The sequence below is a fragment of the Paenibacillus vietnamensis genome (assembly GCF_020169515.1).
Classification (GTDB): Bacteria; Bacillota; Bacilli; order Paenibacillales; family Paenibacillaceae; genus Pristimantibacillus; species Pristimantibacillus vietnamensis.
In genome coordinates this window covers 79,534-97,505 of sequence record NZ_JAHMHW010000008.1, presented here as the reverse complement: position 1 = coordinate 97,505, position 17,972 = coordinate 79,534, and the positions used below count along the sequence as shown (strand labels likewise).

At 56.2% G+C, this 17,972-nt stretch carries 17 protein-coding genes; 5 read left to right on the top strand and 12 right to left on the bottom strand.

What is annotated here, in order from left to right; genetic code table 11:
• Window positions 1-82 precede the first annotated feature (82 nt).
• Genes KP806_RS16705 through KP806_RS16695 form a run of 3 tightly spaced genes read right to left on the bottom strand, consistent with a single transcriptional unit; the run spans window position 83 to window position 3,909 of the window.
• Window positions 83-1,669, bottom strand: coding sequence for a UDP-glucose--hexose-1-phosphate uridylyltransferase (locus KP806_RS16705; protein WP_224724854.1), 1,587 nt, complete (start codon window positions 1,667-1,669; stop codon window positions 83-85).
• 32 nt (window positions 1,670-1,701) lie between these two features.
• Window positions 1,702-2,691: a UDP-glucose 4-epimerase GalE gene (gene galE, locus KP806_RS16700; RefSeq protein WP_224724853.1), complete on the bottom strand. Its 990-nt coding sequence runs from the start codon at window positions 2,689-2,691 to the stop codon at window positions 1,702-1,704.
• A gap of 45 nt (window positions 2,692-2,736) precedes the next feature.
• Window positions 2,737-3,909 carry a galactokinase gene (locus KP806_RS16695; RefSeq protein ID WP_224724852.1) on the bottom strand — a complete coding sequence of 391 codons (1,173 nt, stop codon included), beginning with the start codon at window positions 3,907-3,909 and terminating at the stop codon, window positions 2,737-2,739.
• A 201-nt stretch (window positions 3,910-4,110) separates the two neighbouring features.
• On the opposite strand from KP806_RS16695, the gene KP806_RS16690 reads away from it, so the two are divergent.
• Both KP806_RS16690 and KP806_RS16685 read left to right on the top strand, forming a co-directional pair.
• Entirely contained in the window at window positions 4,111-4,980 is an 870-nt protein-coding gene (locus KP806_RS16690) for an AraC family transcriptional regulator (RefSeq protein ID WP_224724851.1), read from the top strand.
• Window positions 4,981-5,052: 72 nt separating this feature from the next.
• Complete coding sequence (locus KP806_RS16685) at window positions 5,053-6,282, top strand: NAD(P)/FAD-dependent oxidoreductase (RefSeq protein WP_224724850.1); 1,230 nt, start codon at window positions 5,053-5,055, stop codon at window positions 6,280-6,282.
• 98 nt (window positions 6,283-6,380) lie between these two features.
• On the opposite strand, the gene KP806_RS16680 is transcribed toward KP806_RS16685, so the two are convergent.
• Window positions 6,381-6,935: a general stress protein gene (locus KP806_RS16680; protein ID WP_224724849.1), complete on the bottom strand. Its 555-nt coding sequence runs from the start codon at window positions 6,933-6,935 to the stop codon at window positions 6,381-6,383.
• A gap of 183 nt (window positions 6,936-7,118) precedes the next feature.
• Here KP806_RS16680 and KP806_RS16675 point away from each other — a divergent pair, with 183 nt between their 5' ends.
• On the top strand, window positions 7,119-8,363 hold the full coding sequence (locus tag KP806_RS16675; RefSeq protein ID WP_224724848.1) for a magnesium transporter CorA family protein: 1,245 nt from the start codon (window positions 7,119-7,121) through the stop codon (window positions 8,361-8,363).
• Window positions 8,364-8,716: 353 nt separating this feature from the next.
• Here KP806_RS16675 and KP806_RS16670 read toward each other — a convergent pair whose 3' ends face one another.
• Window positions 8,717-9,685: a Gfo/Idh/MocA family protein gene (locus KP806_RS16670; RefSeq protein WP_224724847.1), complete on the bottom strand. Its 969-nt coding sequence runs from the start codon at window positions 9,683-9,685 to the stop codon at window positions 8,717-8,719.
• A gap of 124 nt (window positions 9,686-9,809) precedes the next feature.
• Between KP806_RS16670 and KP806_RS16665 the strand changes: the two genes are divergently transcribed.
• On the top strand, window positions 9,810-10,613 hold the full coding sequence (locus tag KP806_RS16665; RefSeq protein WP_224724846.1) for a lipase family protein: 804 nt from the start codon (window positions 9,810-9,812) through the stop codon (window positions 10,611-10,613).
• 172 nt (window positions 10,614-10,785) lie between these two features.
• Here the strand turns inward: KP806_RS16665 and trhA are convergent, their stop codons facing one another.
• The 6 genes from trhA to KP806_RS16635 form a co-directional block, all read right to left on the bottom strand.
• Window positions 10,786-11,430 carry a PAQR family membrane homeostasis protein TrhA gene (gene trhA / locus KP806_RS16660; RefSeq protein ID WP_224724845.1) on the bottom strand — a complete coding sequence of 215 codons (645 nt, stop codon included), beginning with the start codon at window positions 11,428-11,430 and terminating at the stop codon, window positions 10,786-10,788.
• A gap of 76 nt (window positions 11,431-11,506) precedes the next feature.
• Entirely contained in the window at window positions 11,507-12,214 is a 708-nt protein-coding gene (locus KP806_RS16655) for a hypothetical protein (RefSeq protein WP_224724844.1), read from the bottom strand.
• 196 nt (window positions 12,215-12,410) lie between these two features.
• A complete protein-coding gene (locus tag KP806_RS16650; protein WP_224724843.1) occupies window positions 12,411-12,614 on the bottom strand; it encodes a hypothetical protein in 204 nt (67 codons plus the stop codon).
• A gap of 33 nt (window positions 12,615-12,647) precedes the next feature.
• Window positions 12,648-13,568, bottom strand: coding sequence for a TRM11 family SAM-dependent methyltransferase (locus KP806_RS16645; protein WP_224724842.1), 921 nt, complete (start codon window positions 13,566-13,568; stop codon window positions 12,648-12,650).
• A gap of 28 nt (window positions 13,569-13,596) precedes the next feature.
• Complete coding sequence (locus KP806_RS16640) at window positions 13,597-13,926, bottom strand: LapA family protein (protein WP_224724841.1); 330 nt, start codon at window positions 13,924-13,926, stop codon at window positions 13,597-13,599.
• Window positions 13,927-14,008: 82 nt separating this feature from the next.
• On the bottom strand, window positions 14,009-15,181 hold the full coding sequence (locus tag KP806_RS16635) for a carboxylate--amine ligase (protein ID WP_224724840.1): 1,173 nt from the start codon (window positions 15,179-15,181) through the stop codon (window positions 14,009-14,011).
• A 121-nt stretch (window positions 15,182-15,302) separates the two neighbouring features.
• Here KP806_RS16635 and KP806_RS16630 point away from each other — a divergent pair, with 121 nt between their 5' ends.
• Complete coding sequence (locus KP806_RS16630; protein WP_224724839.1) at window positions 15,303-16,073, top strand: endo alpha-1,4 polygalactosaminidase; 771 nt, start codon at window positions 15,303-15,305, stop codon at window positions 16,071-16,073.
• Window positions 16,074-16,093: 20 nt separating this feature from the next.
• Here KP806_RS16630 and KP806_RS16625 read toward each other — a convergent pair whose 3' ends face one another.
• The gene (locus tag KP806_RS16625) at window positions 16,094-17,959 is read right to left on the bottom strand and encodes an HD-GYP domain-containing protein (RefSeq protein WP_224724838.1); all 1,866 of its coding nucleotides are present in this window, start codon (window positions 17,957-17,959) and stop codon (window positions 16,094-16,096) included.
• Window positions 17,960-17,972: the final 13 nt, after the last annotated feature.

Here is a 17,972-nt window from a genome sequence, read left to right as displayed (position 1 = left end):
CGATCTCTTTAGCAAACGAAAACCTTCATTCACGTCTGCTGTCAGCACGCTTCCGAAGGTTTTCGTTCCGTTACTTATGGGATTATGCTCTCTTCAACCCGACTGACAAGAGAAACCGTTCAAACGCTTCGGCTCCTTCGGACGTCCGCTTATAAACGCCCGCATCCTTCAGCACCTGAAGGAATTTCTCGCCCGTCTCCGCTTCGACGGCCGCTTTCGCCTGCTCAGACGCCGCGCTCCTGCCGTAGCGGGCGATCAGCGTACGCAGCCATTCCGCATGCTTGTGCAGCGGATGGGACGCATCCTCCAGCTCCTCCGGCGAAGACTGATTTCCTTCCGTCAAATAAGCGGCGATCTGCTCCAGCTCGTCTTTCAGACGTCCAGGCAGCACCGCCAGGCCCATCACCTCGATGAGGCCGATATTTTCCTTCTTGATGTGGTGCAGCTCCTGGTGCGGATGGAAAATACCGTCCGGATGCTCCTCGCTCGTACGGTTGTTGCGCAGCACCAGATCGATTTCGTATTCCCCGTTGTCGCGCAGCCGCGCAATCGGCGTGATCGTATTATGCGGAATCCGCGTGCCGTCGGCCTGCCCGGTGAAAGCAAGCACGTCCGCGGACGGATCGCTGTATGCGCGCCATTCGTCGAGCAGCCTGCATGCCGCGCGGTGGACATCGGCTTTGGAGGTGCCGTTCACGCGCACGACCGACATCGGCCAGCTGACGATTCCGAAGCGCACGCCCGGCAGCGACGGATCGGCGAAGCTCGCTTCCGTTCCGGCCGCCTCCATCGGGAAAACATGACGGCCGCCCTGGAAGTGGTCGTGGCTCAGAATGGAGCCGCCGACGATCGGCAAATCCGCATTCGAGCCGATAAAATAATGCGGGAACTGCTCGACGAAATCGAGCAGCCGCGCAAATGACGCATGCGAAATGACCATCGGCTCATGAGCGCCTTTAAATATAATGCTGTGCTCGTTGTAGTACACGTAAGGCGAGTACTGGAAATACCACTGCTCGTCTTGCAGCGTAAGCGGCAGGACACGCAGGTTTTGGCGGGCCGGGTGATCGGGACGGCCCGCGTAGCCGACATTTTCCGCACAGAGCAGACATTTCGGGTAAGCCGCCTGCGGCAGCGTCTTCAGCAGCGCGATTTCCTTCGGATCCTTCTCCGGCTTCGACAGGTTGATCGTTATTTCCAGCTTGCCGTATTCCGTCTCATGCAGCCAATATTGATTTTTACGGATCCGGTCCATCCGGATGTAGTTCGAATCGATATTCAGGCTGTAGAACGCGTCCGTCGCCGCATGCAGCCCTTCCGCCTCCGCCTTGCGGCGGAAAGCCGCATTTGTCTCTGACGGGCGCGGCAGCAGCAGCCCCATAATGCGGGCGTCCAGCAGGTCGCGGTAGGTCGTCGTATTGTCCGGAATCAGACCGATCGAAAAGCCGTAATCGAGCAGCGGCTCCAGAAGAGTAACCGGACTTTCCAGCCGCTCCTGCGGAACCGTTCCGACGTAAGGCTCCGTAAACCGGAACTGGTCAAGCAGCGCGTTGCGCGCCGCGCTCAGGTCAAGCTCCTCCACCAGGCCGCGCTGCAGGGCAAATTGCAGCAGCCGTTCGATGAGCAGCAGCGTTTCGTTTTGAGTAGGTACCTGTTGTTCTTTTGCCAAGGGGTGTAGCTCCTTTCACTCAAGCAGCAACTCTATTTGTCGTTATAGCCCTTCGGATTGGCTTCGTGCCAGTTCCAGGCGCTTCTAATGATGTCCTCCAGCTTATCGCGCTTCGGATTCCAGCCCAGCTCCAAGCGTGCGCGGTCGGAGGAAGCGACGAGTACGGCAGGGTCGCCTGCGCGCCGCTCTTCGATGACGGCCGGAATTTCCCTGCCGGTAACGGCGCGGGCGATATCGATAACCTGCTTAACCGAAAAGCCGGTTCCGTTGCCCAGGTTGTATACGGAGCTTTCCGCTCCGCTGCGCAGACGGTCCACCGCCAGCACGTGTGCGTCCGCAAGGTCGCTGACATGGATATAGTCGCGGATGCAGGTGCCGTCCGGCGTATTGTAATCGTCGCCGAACACCGATATATGAGGGCGCTGGCCGAGCGCAGCCTGCAGCACGATCGGAATGAGATGGGTTTCGGGACTGTGGTCCTCGCCGATTTTCCCGCTCTCATGCGCGCCGGCGGCATTGAAATAACGAAGCGACACGAATTTGATGCCGTGGGCAACGTCGAACCATTTCATCATTTTTTCCATGGCCAGCTTCGTTTCGCCGTAAGCATTCGTCGGAAGCGTGCGGTCATATTCGTCGATCGGCACGTTTTCCGGCTCGCCGTACGTTGCCGCCGTCGACGAGAATACGATTTTGCGGACGTTGTATTCGTTCATTTTCTCCAGGAGGCAAAGCGTACCGAAGACGTTGTTGTGATAGTATTTGCCGGGATCCTTCATGCTCTCGCCGACCAGCGAATTGGCAGCGAAATGAATGACCGCGTCGATGTCGTTTTCACGGAACACGGTGTCCAGAAACGCCGCGTCGCGAAGATCCCCTTCGTAAAGCTTGCCTCCGAGGAGCGCCTGGCGGTGCCCCTGCTGAAGATTATCGACGACGACGATTTCCTCCCCGCGCTCCTGCAATGCGGCTACTGCATGAGAACCAATATAACCTGCTCCACCTGTCACTAATACTGCCATCGTACAATCTCCTCTCCACTCGCTATATTTTTATATTTGTAAGTATTAAACCAGCCGTTCTACGCCGTTGCCGATCGAGCAGACGTAGAAATCGGCGGTTAAACCGGTTGCCTCGGTATACTTGCGGCCTACCTCTTCCTTGAACGCTTCGATGCTGTCCTCATGAACCAGCGACACGGTGCAGCCGCCGAAGCCTGCGCCTGTCATACGCGAGCCGAGCACGCCCTGCACTTCGCGCGCCGCCGCAACCATCGCATCAAGCTCCGGTCCGGTCACTTCATACAGGTCGCGAAGCGAATCGTGCGAGCCGTTCATCAGGCGGCCGAACTGCTCCAGGTCATTGGCTTTAAGCGCGGCCATCGATTGCAGCACGCGGTCGATTTCTTCCACGACGTGCTGAGCGCGTGCCCGGACGGTATCGTCCTTGATCAGATGTTTGGCGGAATTGAACTGCTCCAGGCTGATTTGACCGAGCAGCGTCAGCTCAGGGAATGCTCCGCGGAGATCCTCCACGGCTTGCTCGCATTGGCGACGGCGCTCGTTATAAGCGGAATCCACCAGGCCGCGGCGTTTGTTCGTATTGCCGATGACCAGCTTGTATTTGCCGGAATTAAACGGCACGAGGTCGTATTCAAGCGTATCGCACATAAGCAGAATCGCATGGTCCTTCTTCCCGTTGGCGACTGCGAACTGATCCATAATGCCGCATTGGACGCCGTTAAACTCGTTTTCCGATTTTTGCGAAAGCAGAGCGATTTTGACCGTATCGGTCGGCAGTCCTTCCATGTTCAGAAGGGCATAAGCGGTTACGACTTCGATCGAGGCCGAGGAGGACAAGCCGGACCCGTTCGGAATTTCGCCGTGGTACAGCAGATCGTAGCCGTTGTTGAATTCGACGCCGGTTTGCTTAAGCTCGTTCACGATGCCCTTCGGATAGTTCATCCAGTCGTCCGCTGCGTCGTAAAAAATCTCGTCGATCGCGAACTGCTTGGACAGCGGGAAATTTGTCGTGGCGAGGCCAAGCTTGTTGTCTTCGCGCTTCCGGATCAGCAGCGTCGTACCGAAGGTCAGCGCGGCCGGGAATACGTAACCGCCGTTATAGTCGGTATGCTCGCCGATCAGGTTCACACGGCCCGGTGCGTGGAATACGGCAATGCCGTCCGCCTCTCCGCCGTATTGCTGTATAAATTGCTGTGTTAGCGCGTCAATGTTTGCCATTTGCTATCACGTTCCTTTGTTATCAGTGTAGTAGGATTTCTTTTTTTCAGTATATCGGAACATCGGCAAAAACGAAATGGCGGAAAATGCTCATTGTATGGATTTATGTGACTTCACCGCGTAAGGTTGGACATGCTATCATTATGGAAATAAGCCTTTTGGCACATTTCTAACCTTTTATAAAGCAGGTGTAAAGTTAAAATGCAGCAGGATATGTACACAGTCGCTTCCAATCCGGTCATTGCCCACGGCGAGCGCGGCCCCCTCCACGTGCTGTTCGCCGGGGAAAGCCAGACGAAGCCCCTGCACCGCCTGGGTCCTAAGGTGTACGACTTTTATTTGATGCATATCGTCCTTCAGGGCAAAGGCGTTTTCGTTTGCGGCGGCCAGACGCATGAGCTGAAGGCGGGACATACGTTTCTGATCGAGCCGGAGCAGCTGATCAGCTACGAATCGGACGGCGGAGAGCCTTGGCGTTACCGGTGGGTTGCCTTTCACGGCGCGCAGGCGGCCGGTCTTGTCGAAGCAGCCGGATTCCGCGCGGAACGGCAGGTCGTCTTCACCCCCGACAAGCGCCGCGCCGCCGTCCTGTTCCGGCGCATCTACGAGTCGTTCCGCACCGGCGGGGCTGCCTCCGATATGAAAGCGAACGGATATCTTCACTTGTTGCTGGCCGAATACCAAACGCTGCTTCAAGCCGAAACGGGCGATTCCTGGAAATCGGCGCAGGCGGAGGGAGACCGGCTGCTCCAGCAGGTCGTGCATTATTTGTCCACCCAGTACGCCCATCCGGTCTCAATCGAGCAAATGGCCGAATCGCTAGGCTACAACCGCGCGTACCTATCGCGCCTGTTCAAGCAGCGTACCGGCGTCTCGCCGGTTACCTTCCTGCTCAAACTTCGCATCGACAAGGCGCGCCGGATGCTCCGCGAGCGTCCCGAGCTGACGGTCGAGCAGGTCGCCGCTTCCGTCGGGCTGCAGGATGCGCTTTATTTCTCTAAGCAGTTCCGCCGCCTTCACGGCCAATCCCCAACCGCATACCGCGAGGCGATGAAGCAGCTTGGAGAATGAAGGCCGACACCCGCAGCGCCGCAAGCTTCATCTTCCGCAAATCGGGTAATACTACCGTAGGGAGTGATAACGATGAAGGAGCTGTATACCGGCAAATTATATTGGCCCGAAACGTCTAGGAAAACCAGGGAATACGAGCCTTTGCGGGAAAACAAAAAAACACAGGTCGCCATCATCGGCGGAGGCATGACCGGCACCATCTGCAGCTCCATTCTCGTCAAAAACGGCCTTTCCGTCGTCATGCTGGAACGGGACAGGGTTGCGGGCGGAAGCACCTCGGCCAATACCGGACTGCTGCAGGCCGGGAACGACATTATGCTGTGCGATCTGATCAAGAGGATCGGCGAGCGCGATGCGGCGGCTTTCTACAGGGCCTGCCGGGAAGCCATCGATATGATTGCAGCGGAAGCTAATGCCCTTTCCGTCGATGTCGGGTTCGAAAGAAGAAGCAGCCTCTACTTCGCTTCGACCGAGCAGCATCTGCCGAAGCTCCGGCAGGAGTACGACGCGCTGAAAGCATGCGGGTTCGACGTGGAGTTTTGGCTGCCGGGGGACATTGCCGAACATTTCCCTTTCCGAAAGCCCGGCGCTATCGTCTCTCATGGCGATGCGGAGATTAACCCGTACCGCTACGTCAGTGCGCTGGCGGAGGATGCCGTCACCGCGGGTCTGCAAATTCATGAACGGACCGATGTCGTGCCTCTGCATAAAGCAACAGACGGAAAATACCATCTTAGGACGACGGACGGCTTCGAAATCGAAGCCGAACACGTAGTCTACGCCGTCGGCTATGAGCCGGAGGAGCTCCGCGGGCAGCTGATCAAAGCGGAGCTGAACCGGTCGTTCGCTGTCGTGACAGGCGTCCAGCCGAACCTGCAAAGCTGGCATGAACGGTTTCTCATCTGGGAAACCGCCCGGCCTTATCTCTATTTGCGCACGACACCGGACAATCGCGCCATTATCGGCGGGTTAGACGAGGATTCGGGCCAGCCTTTGCATAGCGATGCCGGCAGGCGCAAGCGAAGCCTTCGGCTGCTTGAGAAGCTCGGGTCTCTGTTCCCGGGACTTCAGGCCCCTGCCGAATATGAATGGAGCGCCACCTTCGGCGAATCCCGCGACGGCCTGCCGTTCATCGGGGAAGATCCGAAATGGCCCAAGGTGTATTACTGTCTCGGCTATGGAGGAAACGGAACAGCCTACAGCATGCTTGCCGCCCATGTGCTGCGCGATCTGATCCGCGGCGAGCAGCATCCGCTCAGCCGGATCGTCAAGCTGGACCGTCCGTCGCTCACAAGCATTTAAACCTGCATGAAAGTAAATAAGCCCCGCATCCGGCGTCCGATGGATTCACCTTCGCCAGGTACGAGGCTTATTCGTTTGAGGTCGGTTCGTCTAAGCGTCTATGCGCCGGAAATAATATTCGCAGCATTGCACCCGCGAAATACGGCCTCCGCAGCGGCAAGCCGCGAAAGATCGGGACCGCCGTCCTTGTCGAAAAGCGACATGCTCTCGTCGGTTTGGGCGATGACAACAACCGAGCCCGATTGAATCGCTTTGCCGCAGGCTTCCGCTTCATCGTCGTCGAGGCCGAGCGCATGCAGCGTTTCCGAATGCCCGTTGTCGCTGCCAAGGAACACCGCGGCAAAAGGATATGCTCCGCCTGCATATGCCGGCGTACCGTAACCGGACGTGCCGAATACCGGCGCTGCGGCCAATCCCGCATAGCCCGACGGGCCGGCGCCGAACAAGCCGGCGCCCCGGTCCGGCGAAGAGTCGTCCTCCAGCTCGTTCAGCTCGTCCGCATGAACGTCGCACTCCGCTTCAATTCTTCTGGAATGCCCGGAATCCTTCGTGAGCACGCGCAGCTCGCCCGGCACGAAGCCTGCCTGCTCCAGCTGCTGAATGGCGTTGATCGCTTGCCGCTCGGTATCGAATATGCCGATTTTTCTCGCCAATCTGATAACCTCCTTCAAACGTAGCATCTATGTTTCTCCAGCTATAGTTGGTATGCCCCATTCCTCGCGGAATAAGTCGTGTTATGTCTAATCCTGTCTGCAGGTTGTACAAGTCGAGCAGTTCAGAGTATGATGGAGATTAGATTGATTTTTGGAAAAAACGGAAAAGCAGGAGGCAAAGCGATGATCCATCGGATGCTTCGCTATCCCGCAGGATGGGAATGGCACGTACTGCAGCAGGCAAGGCAGCAGGCTCCCAGGCAGGAGCCCTTGCCCAGCAGAAAACATACGCAAAAGCAGCCTTCGGCTGCACAAGGCGGACAAGCGGCGGTGAAAGCCGCTTTAATAGTAGAGAAAAGCTCGGGGGACCGCGGAAATGACGAGCTAAAGCGGCAATTTCCGGAATGCAGGGACTGGATCGACGATTGCGCCGACAGACGGAACAACATTATAACCGTCGGGGAAACCGAAGGCTTGGAACCTCTCCTGTTCGGAACGCTCATGTTCCAGGTAAGCGAGGACCAATCCGACGTGCAGCCTTTCCATTTCTGGCTGTCGAGGGAGCGGCTGCTGACGATGCATGACGATATGCGCCTCCCGCTGCGCTTGCAAAGCGTTCAGCACACTTCGAAATTCGAAAGCTGCGGCTCTGCGCCGGAAGCGTTGTTCGTCATGGTCGGCATCATCCTGGAGACGTTCCATGAGGGGCTCGACGGCTTCGAGAAGCGGCTGGGCGAGCTGGAAGCGACGATGCGCAGGGAGAACCGGACCGGGCTGATCGATATTATATTCGAACGGCGGTATGATCTGCTTCACTGGAGCCATCTGTTTATCCCCGTCCGGGAGCTGCACGGAGCCGCCAAGGAAGCGTTCATGGAGAAGCTGACGGAAACCGACGGCTTCAAGCGGATTACGCACAAGCTGGAAAGAATCGACGCGCTGCTGAAGCATTACGCGCTGGAGATCGACACGCTGATTTCCATGGATGACGCGATTTCCAGCTTCCGCGGCAATGACATTATGAAGACGCTCACGATTTTTACCGTCATGTTCCTCCCGGCTACCGTAGCCAGCTCCTTGTGGGGGACGAACTTTAACAAGCTCGCCTGGAAGGAAGAGCCTTGGGGCTTCCCCGTGATGATTGTCACGATCTTCGTCATCACGATCGTCATCTACGTTTGGCTTTGGAAGAAAGGCTGGACAGGCGATCTGTTGAACGGGCGCAAGCCTTCGGAAATCGTTGCCGGGCAAGCGGACTCAAAGCGGAGAGGGACGCGCCGGACGAAGGACGGCAGGCGGGAAGCCGGCTTCGGCAGCGCGGACCGGACGGACCTCTTCCCTGGCGCGGGGCGGCAGGACGGCTTCGGGCAGACGGACGACGAGCCACGCCCCGTCATTCCCGAGCGGCGAAACCGCGGCAAGCGCTAGCGGAACAATAAAACAGCGGCAGCCTTGGATGGGATAATCAATCAATCCCAGGCTGTCGCTGTTTTTTTGAGAAATCGTACCGGCGTTCCCCATACTGTAAGTGGATCAGAGCTAACGAACACATATGTCGCTATTTATTCCCAAATGAACGTTTTCAGACGGTAACGAATCGGAGTAACCTTATAACCCGAAAATAGGGATAGACCGGCATCTTTTCACCTTAATAGCGATTATATAGTTCCTTAGAAACACGAAAATGGTCAAATCGCTAAGATAGCGACGGTGCAGTTCGTTAGAGTTAGCTGGATCGTACAAAATCGGAATGTGGGTAACAGCTTCCTGCCAAAAAAGGCTTAAAGCTTGACCGGAAGCCCCGTGCGTGCCGATTCGTTTGCAGCCATCGTGACCCGGTGCGTGAGCATTGAGTCTGCGTACGTAGAGCGGATGCGCGAAGTATCGCCGGTTTTTACCGCGTGCAGGAACGCCTCGTTCTCAAGATCGTAAGGATTCGTCCGGTTCGCATACTCCGTTCTGCGACCGACTTCCGCATCTATAAGGCCGCTATGGCCAAGCTCCAGCACGCCTTTGTCCGTATAAATATGCAGGCCCGTCCGCGAGCCCGCCGGAATCGCGCAGGTGTTGCTGATCGTCGCGACTGCGCCGGAAGCCAGCTTCAAAGTAACCGTGCCGACGTCGGGAACGGTTACGCCTTCCTCCGACTTGTTCATGATCCGGTCGCCGTATGCCGCATAAACCTCGCTGACTTCCCCGGCCGTATAACGGAGCAGGTCGACGATATGCGTCGTTTGCTCGACGAACTGGCCGCCGGAGCCTTCCATCTTCCGCCACCAGCTTACGCCCGGCATCGAGCCCATCCAATAGCCGAGCGCCATGCCGATCGTGCGCTCCCGCAGCAGCTCACGTGCGCGGTCCGTTCCATCCATGTAACGGAAATGGTATCCGACCGAGGTGATCAGGCCTTTCTCTTCGATACCCTTCAGAATGGCTCCGGGCACCTGCTCATCCGTGCCGATCGGCTTTTCCACCAGGAACGGAATGCCGCGTTCGATTAACGCCTGCTCGATCTCGCCGTGAGCAAAGGGCGGCACGCAAATGTATGCCGCATCCAGCTTGCGGTCTTCGAGCAGCTTATGTATGGAGTCATATCCGCGGGCATTATTGAACTTGCTAGCGGCCGCATCCGCCTTTTCCTGGTTCGTTGCCACGAAGCCGGCAATGTCCACCCCTTCGGTTTTGGAAAGCTTCTCCGCGTGCATCATGCCGAACCAGCCTGTGCCGATCATTCCGATTTTAAGCGTCATGTATGAATCCCCTTTCAAATTAATACCTTGATTATACACCTTTTTTCCCAGGTACCCAATGACATCCGCCTACATATGATACAACATCAGCATTTACGGGACGTATGAGCGGAGGGATAGCATGGTGTCCAGTCAAAGAAATCAGCTTGAAGCGCAAGCGCTCGATTTGCGGACGGCTTTGTTTTTGGCTGCCGTTTGCGGACAAACGTACGTGCAATTCAGTAATAAAGACGGCTTGTTTCTGGTGCCGGAAACGTACAGCCTGGCCGGGGAGTTCACCGGGAGAAGCGCCGACAGCTACGAGGAAAGATTCGGCTTTGTTCTGACCTCGGAGCAGGCAACGGTTCTCGCATTCCGCGGGAGCGGCTCCGCCGTAGACTGGGTGGCCGATTTCATCGCTCAGCAAACATCGTACCGCCCCGTCAAAAATGCCGGTCTCACCCACAAAGGCTTCACCGATATTTACATGTCGTCACGCAATCAGATTCTCGACATTCTCAGGCAGCTGCCTGCGGACCGCCCCCTCTACATTACCGGACACAGCCTTGGCGGTGCGCTCGCTACCCTGTCCGCGCTGGATTTGGCAAGCAATACCGAATTTGCCGCACCGATCGTCTATACCTTCGGTGCACCAAGAGTCGGGGATCCTCAGTTCGTCCGGAAATATAATGCTACCGTCGGCACCCACTGGCGCTTCCAAAATGAATTCGATATCGTCCCGCATCTGCCTACGCTTGTGTATCAATCTCCGAAAACAAAGCAAACCTATTATTATCTTCATGTAAAAGGCGAGGTCAAACGATCATTCCGCATGGGCTCGATCGCCGGCAATCATATTTTGTCGAGCTACTTTTCCGATCTGGCCGGCGAAGAAATGCCCGCCGCTATGTCCATATGCGCGATGCCGCCCGGCTGGTGTCCTGTATAACAAGCGTAAACGGCTGTCGCCGTCCTTTGGCGGCAAAAGCTCGCCATCGCGATGAAATATAAGTCCAGCATAAAGTGAAATTTATACTTTCTTATATTTAATGAAAAACGCTCATCCTCTGCAAAGCTAGGTTTGCAGAGGATGAGCGTTATTTTGGCCGCGGCGGCGCACTTTAAGCCGGCAGCACATAAAGCAGGATCGCAAAAAAATGGACGATGGATCCGCCAAGTACGAATAAATGCCATACCGCATGATGATACGGAAAGCTCCGCCACATATAGAACACCGTGCCGAACGTATACAGCAGGCCGCCTGTCACAAGCAGCTGTACGCCGCCCGGCGCCAAATGGTCCGTTAGCGGCTTCCAGGCGAATACGATGATCCATCCCATCGCGATGTAGATAAGCGTCGAGGTAAACAAAAAACGTGACGCAAAAAACGATTTAAACACAACGCCGACAACCGCAGCGCCCCATACGATGCCGAACAGCACCCAGCCCAGCTTCCCCTGTACGATATGAAACAGGATAGGCGTGTACGTTCCGGCAATAAACACATAAATAAACGAATGGTCCAGCGATTCGAAAACCCGTTTGGCTTTTCCCTCGGGAAAGCTGTGAACGAGCGTGGAAGCCAAATACAGCAGCAGCATAGCAGATCCATATATCGTAAAACTGACGACATGAAAAGCCGTTCCTTTCGCCGCCGCAAACACGATAAGCAGCACTAGCGCCGCGACGCTTAATCCGGCCCCGATGCCATGCGTTACAGCATTGGCGATTTCCTCCCGTTTGGAGTAAGTATGGGTATTAGCCACACCGCTCACCTCCCGCTTGGCAGGCCTTGCTCCCCTCTATTTGGAAACGGCCCGCTCTCTTCCCCATTTTAAAGGATCAAATCCACCCTTTCAACCAATCGCTGACGCGGTTGATCGTCTTATCCAGATTGCATACCGCCTGTTGATCCTGGTACGGCTCCGTATGGCGGAAATAATCCGCATGCCCGCCGACCGTCTGAATTCCCTCTACGTAGCCAGGCGCATACTTCAACCGGTTCCAGCGCGGCACGGAGAAGCGGCTTTTGCTCCAGCCGCCCCATGTGCCGATCCGGCTGATCGGATCGTTCGGCTTGCCCGTGCAGTCAATCGAGTGAAAATAGCTGACCTTGTCCTGTATCCGAGGATCGATCGGCGTTTTCGGCGCTCCGATCTGGACGATGCGGAGGTCCCGGATTTCATCCTTTTCGTACAGCATCTTGCCCGCCTGGTAGGCCGCAGCGCCGCCTCCGCTGTGCCCGATCAGCAGCATCCGTTCCCCTGTCAGCGTTTCCTTGATTTTGTTCAAAGCGTTTTGCCCGCCGATTCGGCCGGCCGACAGCCGGTTGGACAGGTCGCTCCGCACCTCCAGCACCTGACGGATCAGGCTCCGGCTCGCATCGCCGTAAGGAAACACGACGTGCACCTCCGGTTCGACGTGTTCCGTTTGGAACAGCTTTTCAAGCTTTATTTTGCATTCGGTAAATATCGTATTGGATGTGGCCACACCGGCAAGCAAATAGATGCTTAGTCGCGATGGTCCGGTCGCAGATTTGGTCGCCGTCATAACGTATCCCTCCGCTGAAAATAAATTGACGTATCTTCATTATGTGGGGGTCCGCCGAAATTCATTCTTGTATAAACAGGTTATTTTCGACAATTAACCTTTGTTATCGTTCAATCAAGCGCAGCAAAGCGCCAAGCTGTGTAAGCCGGCGCCTCGTCTCTTTGCTATTTGCTGCGCGCAGGCGCGCTCCAGCTTGTTATACACCCATCTTTTTACGTTGGTTGTTGACCTTCTTCGTATTCTGGCTCTTCATTGCTTGCGGGCCCGCGGACTGGTGCTTCTGGCCAGGCAAGCCTCCGGCTTGAGCCTGCTTCTTCTGTGCCAGCAGCTGCTTCGCCTTCTCCGCTTGCGTGAGCGGCTTCGGCTGCTCGGCCGATTCGTTCTGATCCAATGTAGACATTAGGTTCACCTCGCTTCATGCGCTGCATCATCCTTATTTTACTACAGTTATATATCTGGTAAAAGAGCCTTTACTCACCTTCGCGTCTTCCGCGATTCGCCAATTTGCGCGCTCCAGCAGTCCCGGAATCCGCTCCGTTGTTACGATGACCGCCTTATCCGCCAGCCTTCTGACCGCGGCCAGCAGCTCCAGCTGCTCCGCCTCCGGCAGCACCGAGCATAAGTTGTACGGCATATCGACGACCGCCGCGTCATAATGCCCTTCCGCTTGCCGCAGATCGCCCAGTCTCACCGTATCTGCGGAGTAACCGAAATGAGCAAGATTGTTCCGGGCTCCGCGCACCGCCAGCGGGTTTATGTCGATGCCGACGATGCTGATTCCCATCGACAGGGCTTCAATAAGCGAAGTCCCCATTCCGCAGCAGGGATCGATCAGCCGCTTGCCGGACAAGACGGGTCCGGCGGCAAGATTGACGATCGCCCTAGCCGCTCTTGTGGGCAGGGCCGTTGAATAATTTTGCGGCTTGTCCTGATGCTTCAGCCAGACCGCCCCGTTCTCCTCGCAAGGCCCGAACCGCCAGCGTCCGCCCAGCTTCGTCAAACCGAACAAGCGCTCCGCGTTCCGCATATCCGCTTTGCCCCGGATCGCCGCGCCGGCAATCCGCTCGCACTGCCTCTGCTCCTCAAAGCTGAACGGCTCGTCACCGGGCGTGAAGAGCACCTTGAAGCTTCTTCCGCTGAGCTCGAGTGAGACGAGCTGCTCCGCGAGCTCCTCCAAACTGTCCGCCTCATTACTGACTGCTATGCGCCGTTTCACGAAAGGACTGCGGCCAGCCGGAATTTCGAGCCGGCTCGCTACGATTCCGCCGTGCGCCGGCTGGCCGAGCAGCGTGCACAGCTCAAGTGAGCAAAGGCCGGCCTCATCCTCATGGCTCGCATAAGTATAGATAAACATAGTACGCCTCTCTTAATCCGGTTTCTCGTTAACTGCCTTCCGAACTTACCTTTTCTCCTTCAGCTCCGGCCGGCTCCTGCCCGTTTAAATAGGCCGCAAGCTCCGCTTCGGCTTCAAGCTCTGCCACTTGCCGCTCCAGCCCTTTGATCGTGCGCTGCAGCCGGATCTGACGGATCATCCCCAGCAGGCCGACGGTCAAGCCGCCAAGCAAGGTCGACGCGAGGATAACAAGGATAAGCGGCAGCGTCGTCTTCGTGAACAAAAAGTTCACCTGCACGGAGCCTACATTAATCACTGCGAAAATCGCAATAAGCAGCGCAAACGCCAGCGCCGAAATCAGTACGCCTTGTCCTTTCATGGCCGATTCCCCCTTTTCCGAAATCATACCATAAAGCAAGGCGATCGCCTAAGGGGGATTGTATTTTATCTTAAGATGAGGGTTACCGGGTAATCAAAAAACGCCACATTTTCAAATCAAGACAATACCGGAGAGCGGATACCAAAAAACCTGCGGCAGGCCAAGGGTCGTCCCGGGAAATGACGTCGTCCTTCAGCTTCGTTGTAAAAAACGGGGGATTTTGCCGCCATCTCTTCTTGCTCGCCAGAAAATGCAGGATGTCGCCCGGAAGAAGCTGTCTGCCGAACACCCCTTCCTTGTAAGCCAGCATCGGCTCCGGGTCGGCTCCAACGCCAAGCCGGTAATGCATGAACGGGAAGTCGATGCCGCATGCCAAGGCCAGGTTAAGCGAAGCCCAGTATCTCGGATTGATTTCCATCAGCTTCGGCTCGCCGGTCCGGGAATCGACCATATAGTCCACTTCGACAACGCCGCGCCAAGGAATTCCGTCCATCAGCCGCTTTGTATAGTCCAGCATTTTCTCATCATAAATGCTTTCTTGAACGACACTCGGCCCCCGTTCCTCGGGAAAGTTGCGAACCTCCCTTTGGACAAATGCGGCCCGAACCGCATGGTTGTCATCATAGCAAAGGCATACGCCATATTTGCCCCCATACGAAACGGCTTCCTGGATCAGAGGATTCGGATAGGTGAGATGGATGTCTTGAAAAACGGCAATCAGCTCGGCAGCATCGTTTACGAACCTTACCCCGCGCGAGCCCGACCCGACCCGCGGCTTGATGCAAAGCGGATAATCCAACGCCGAAGTGACGGCAAGCAGCTCATCCGGGTCAACCTGCGGTCCGAAGGAGGTTTCCGCCGTTCGCGGACAAGGAACGTTTCTCCCTTCGGCAAGCCTCATCGTTAACGACTTATCCGCTGCGATCCGGTAGCTCTCCGGCGATGGGACCAGGATGCGGCACAGCTTCCCCAGCCCGTCCTGCCTGGAGACGACGATATCCATCACATCATCGTCCATCGGAAACAGGAAATCGATTTTCTCCCGAACGATCGTTTCGCACAGCCATTCATAGAACGGCTCCGGATGCCGAACCGGGTCGGGATAGACGACTGTTTTATCCGCATATTTGGAAAAGCCGCTGGCGTGGAAGCGTGTTTTTTCTCCCACTACCGTCCGGATTCCTTGCCTTCCCATCGAACGTACGACCGCCAGCGTTTTGCTTAGCAGTCCGTTCGTGCATAATACCGCTGCCAAGGCAGTCCCTCCCAACGGAAGTCTTATATTTTAATAAATCTATCAATGGGATAACGGCTATCATCATGATAGTCTGTGATTTGCTATACTTAAACGAAGAAGAATGGGAGGTGCCGGCATCATGTTCGGAAGCAGAAAAAAGAAGACGACCGGCCGGCTGGGCCCTATTCAATCGTTTCTCATCTACTACGGCCATGCGAACGAAGATGCGAGAAGAAGGCTCATGGAGGCGGAGCTTGCGGTCATCGAGCTGCAGCAATGGCAGCCTTATGACGTTGCAGACCTGCGTGCCTCCGGAACGGCTGTCTACGGCTATTTGTCCGTTATGGAATCGCCGGAATGGAACAGGAAACGGTCAGCCGCGATCGAGCCGGCCGATATCTTTATGGAAAACGGAAAACCGGTCCGCTTCGAGCAGTGGAATTCCGTCTTAATGGATTTGCGCTCTCCAGGCTACCGGAGATTGCTGCTGGCCGAATTGGATGAGATCGCCGCGTCCTATCGCCTGGACGGAATTTTTCTGGATACGGTCGGTGACATCGAGGATTACGTTCCGCTGCCCCTGCAAGAAGAAATGACTGCGGCATACCGCACTTTCCTCGCGGTTGCAAGCGGACGGCATAAGCAGATGAAATGGCTGCAAAACCGGGGGTTTCGGCAGCTCGATTCATGCGCCGCCCTGCTTGACGGTTTTTTATGGGAAGGCTTCGAAGCCGGTACGCAGGCGATCGGTTGGTCCGGACACTGGATAAACGCTCTTGCCCGCCACCGGAAAGCCGGATTATCGGTATTGTCCGTTTCCGACCGCGACGATCCGCGAATTGCCCAGGAAGCACGGAAAAACGGCTTCCTTCACTGGACAAGCCCGGCGGGCGGCTACAACAGCTTATAAGCAGGCCTCAATCGACCGGGTTAACCAACTTTGCTGCGGGACACGGTTTCCGTATACACAAAACACGATGCGCAGGACTTGCCGTGCGCCTGACAGTTGTTGTCTTCGAACTCCCAGCAATTTTGATCCGGCCGCTGATAGGCAGGACATGCCCGGCAAATATCGGACGGGATACAGCCCATCTCGAAGCAGGCGCCTAAAGCTCGTCCGCCAAGCTCAGGCCCCTTCCGCTTTGCCGCAAACCAGCTGACGAACGTTTGCACGACTTTGGCGTCAAGCTGCGTGCCGGCCAGCGATTCCATCAGCTGGATGGCTTTATCGAAAGGGAGCGGGTCGCGGTATTTCCGTCCGTTGATTTTGGCTAAAAACATTTGGACGACCGATAAAATACGCGCGCCGATCGGAATCGCCTCGCCGCTTATGCCGCTCGGATACCCGTTTCCGTCCATCCGTTCGTGGTGGTATCTGATGCACTCGGCGATTTCTTTGCTCCCGATCGTCATTTCGACGATGGCCGCACCTACCTCGGCATGGAGCTTCATCTTCTCAAACTCGGCCTCGGTGAACTTTCCATCCTTTAAATATAACTCTTCCGAAAGTCCAAGCACGCCGATATTGCTTAAATATGCGGCAATGCCGATATTGCGGATCTGGTCTGCCGGAAGCCCCAGTTCCTTGGCGATCACAATCGAATACCGGCTCATCATTTCGGAATAGCCGACCGTATACGGGCTTAAATCGTCGATCGTGCCGGCGAGCAGCTTAAGAAATTCCGTATACGTATGCCCGAAGGACTTCGTCCGCTCCTGGAGCTCCATTAACTGAGCAAGCTGGCGTGTCATCATCTTTACCGTCGTACTGAGCTGCTCTACCGACAAATCAGCGGATGTCAGCCGTGGAAAGCCGCTTATGAACCATGCCTGCTTGCCCGGCAGGGGCAGCTTTCCGGCAAGGATAAGCGCATCGCCCGAATGTCCCAAAATCGAGAGCGCCTGCTCGAATTGCGGGACCTTATTGTTCCACAGGACGAGCTCCCGGCTTCCGATCAGCTGAAGGAGCATCGATAGATTCGATGAATCGGCGATCCGCTGTGCGGTTTGCCGCGGCCATCCGAAGAAGACCGGCATCTCCACGATTCCCCCGCTTGATACGAGAAGGCAGCCTCCGGACATGCCGAGCGCACTGGCGGACATGCTGAACGTCTTCTGCATGACGGCCTCGGAATCCATCGCCATCGAGCTGACCGCCTGAAGCGCCTGACTGGAGGTTTCCACGACATCGGCTTTCAGCGAAAGCCGCTCCGATTCGATCAGCACATCCAGCATCCGGGGCATCAGCTCAACCAGGAAGCGCAGCATTTCCATCTTTTGTTTCCGCAACCGGGCAACCGGCCCGATGCGGATCACTCCATTTCCGCCTTCCATAGGCAAATGAAGCATCGGCACCTCCCCTTCGTGAACAATGCCGGCCTTCTGGTCGAGCGCCTCCGCCTTCAAGCTTAGCGGGGGCAAATAGACTTCTTTTTGATAGGGGGCGAGTCCGCTGTACGACGGCTCCGCCTGTCCGGGATCGCGCCGCTCGTGCCGGACGGCTTTCAGAATAAAATTTCCGCTTTTGGGTTCTCGTATATAAAAGGCGTAACCGTATGCTTCAATGATCGTGCTGACGGATTCCAGAAACAGATTGAGGTTGTTTTCCAGCCCCGCTTCCGGCTGCATTTGCTTGATCATTCGTTCGGCAAGCCGGAGACGCTCCGATTTTTTCCGAATCCGGCGAAGCAGGACGATCACATACGAAACGGCTAGGATAAGCAAGCCGGCAGCGGCAGCAAGCAAATAAGGCGCCGCTTCCGCTGCGGAAACGGAAGTGCCCGTCCATGTGAACATCAAAGTTCCCCCT

Excerpts from the sequence above, each read along its gene's own strand:
- KP806_RS16655 (WP_224724844.1), bottom strand. The coding sequence starts at position 12,214 with ATGACGGCGACCAAATCTGCGACCGGACCATCGCGACTAAGCATCTAT.
- KP806_RS16675 (WP_224724848.1), top strand. The coding sequence starts at position 7,119 with ATGATCCATCGGATGCTTCGCTATCCCGCAGGATGGGAATGGCACGTA.
- KP806_RS16695 (WP_224724852.1), bottom strand. The coding sequence starts at position 3,909 with ATGGCAAACATTGACGCGCTAACACAGCAATTTATACAGCAATACGGC.
- KP806_RS16640 (WP_224724841.1), bottom strand. The coding sequence starts at position 13,926 with ATGAAAGGACAAGGCGTACTGATTTCGGCGCTGGCGTTTGCGCTGCTT.
- KP806_RS16630 (WP_224724839.1), top strand. The coding sequence starts at position 15,303 with ATGTTCGGAAGCAGAAAAAAGAAGACGACCGGCCGGCTGGGCCCTATT.
- KP806_RS16625 (WP_224724838.1), bottom strand. The coding sequence starts at position 17,959 with ATGTTCACATGGACGGGCACTTCCGTTTCCGCAGCGGAAGCGGCGCCT.
- KP806_RS16650 (WP_224724843.1), bottom strand. The coding sequence starts at position 12,614 with ATGTCTACATTGGATCAGAACGAATCGGCCGAGCAGCCGAAGCCGCTC.
- KP806_RS16690 (WP_224724851.1), top strand. The coding sequence starts at position 4,111 with ATGCAGCAGGATATGTACACAGTCGCTTCCAATCCGGTCATTGCCCAC.
- KP806_RS16685 (WP_224724850.1), top strand. The coding sequence starts at position 5,053 with ATGAAGGAGCTGTATACCGGCAAATTATATTGGCCCGAAACGTCTAGG.
- galE (WP_224724853.1), bottom strand. The coding sequence starts at position 2,691 with ATGGCAGTATTAGTGACAGGTGGAGCAGGTTATATTGGTTCTCATGCA.
- KP806_RS16645 (WP_224724842.1), bottom strand. The coding sequence starts at position 13,568 with ATGTTTATCTATACTTATGCGAGCCATGAGGATGAGGCCGGCCTTTGC.
- KP806_RS16670 (WP_224724847.1), bottom strand. The coding sequence starts at position 9,685 with ATGACGCTTAAAATCGGAATGATCGGCACAGGCTGGTTCGGCATGATG.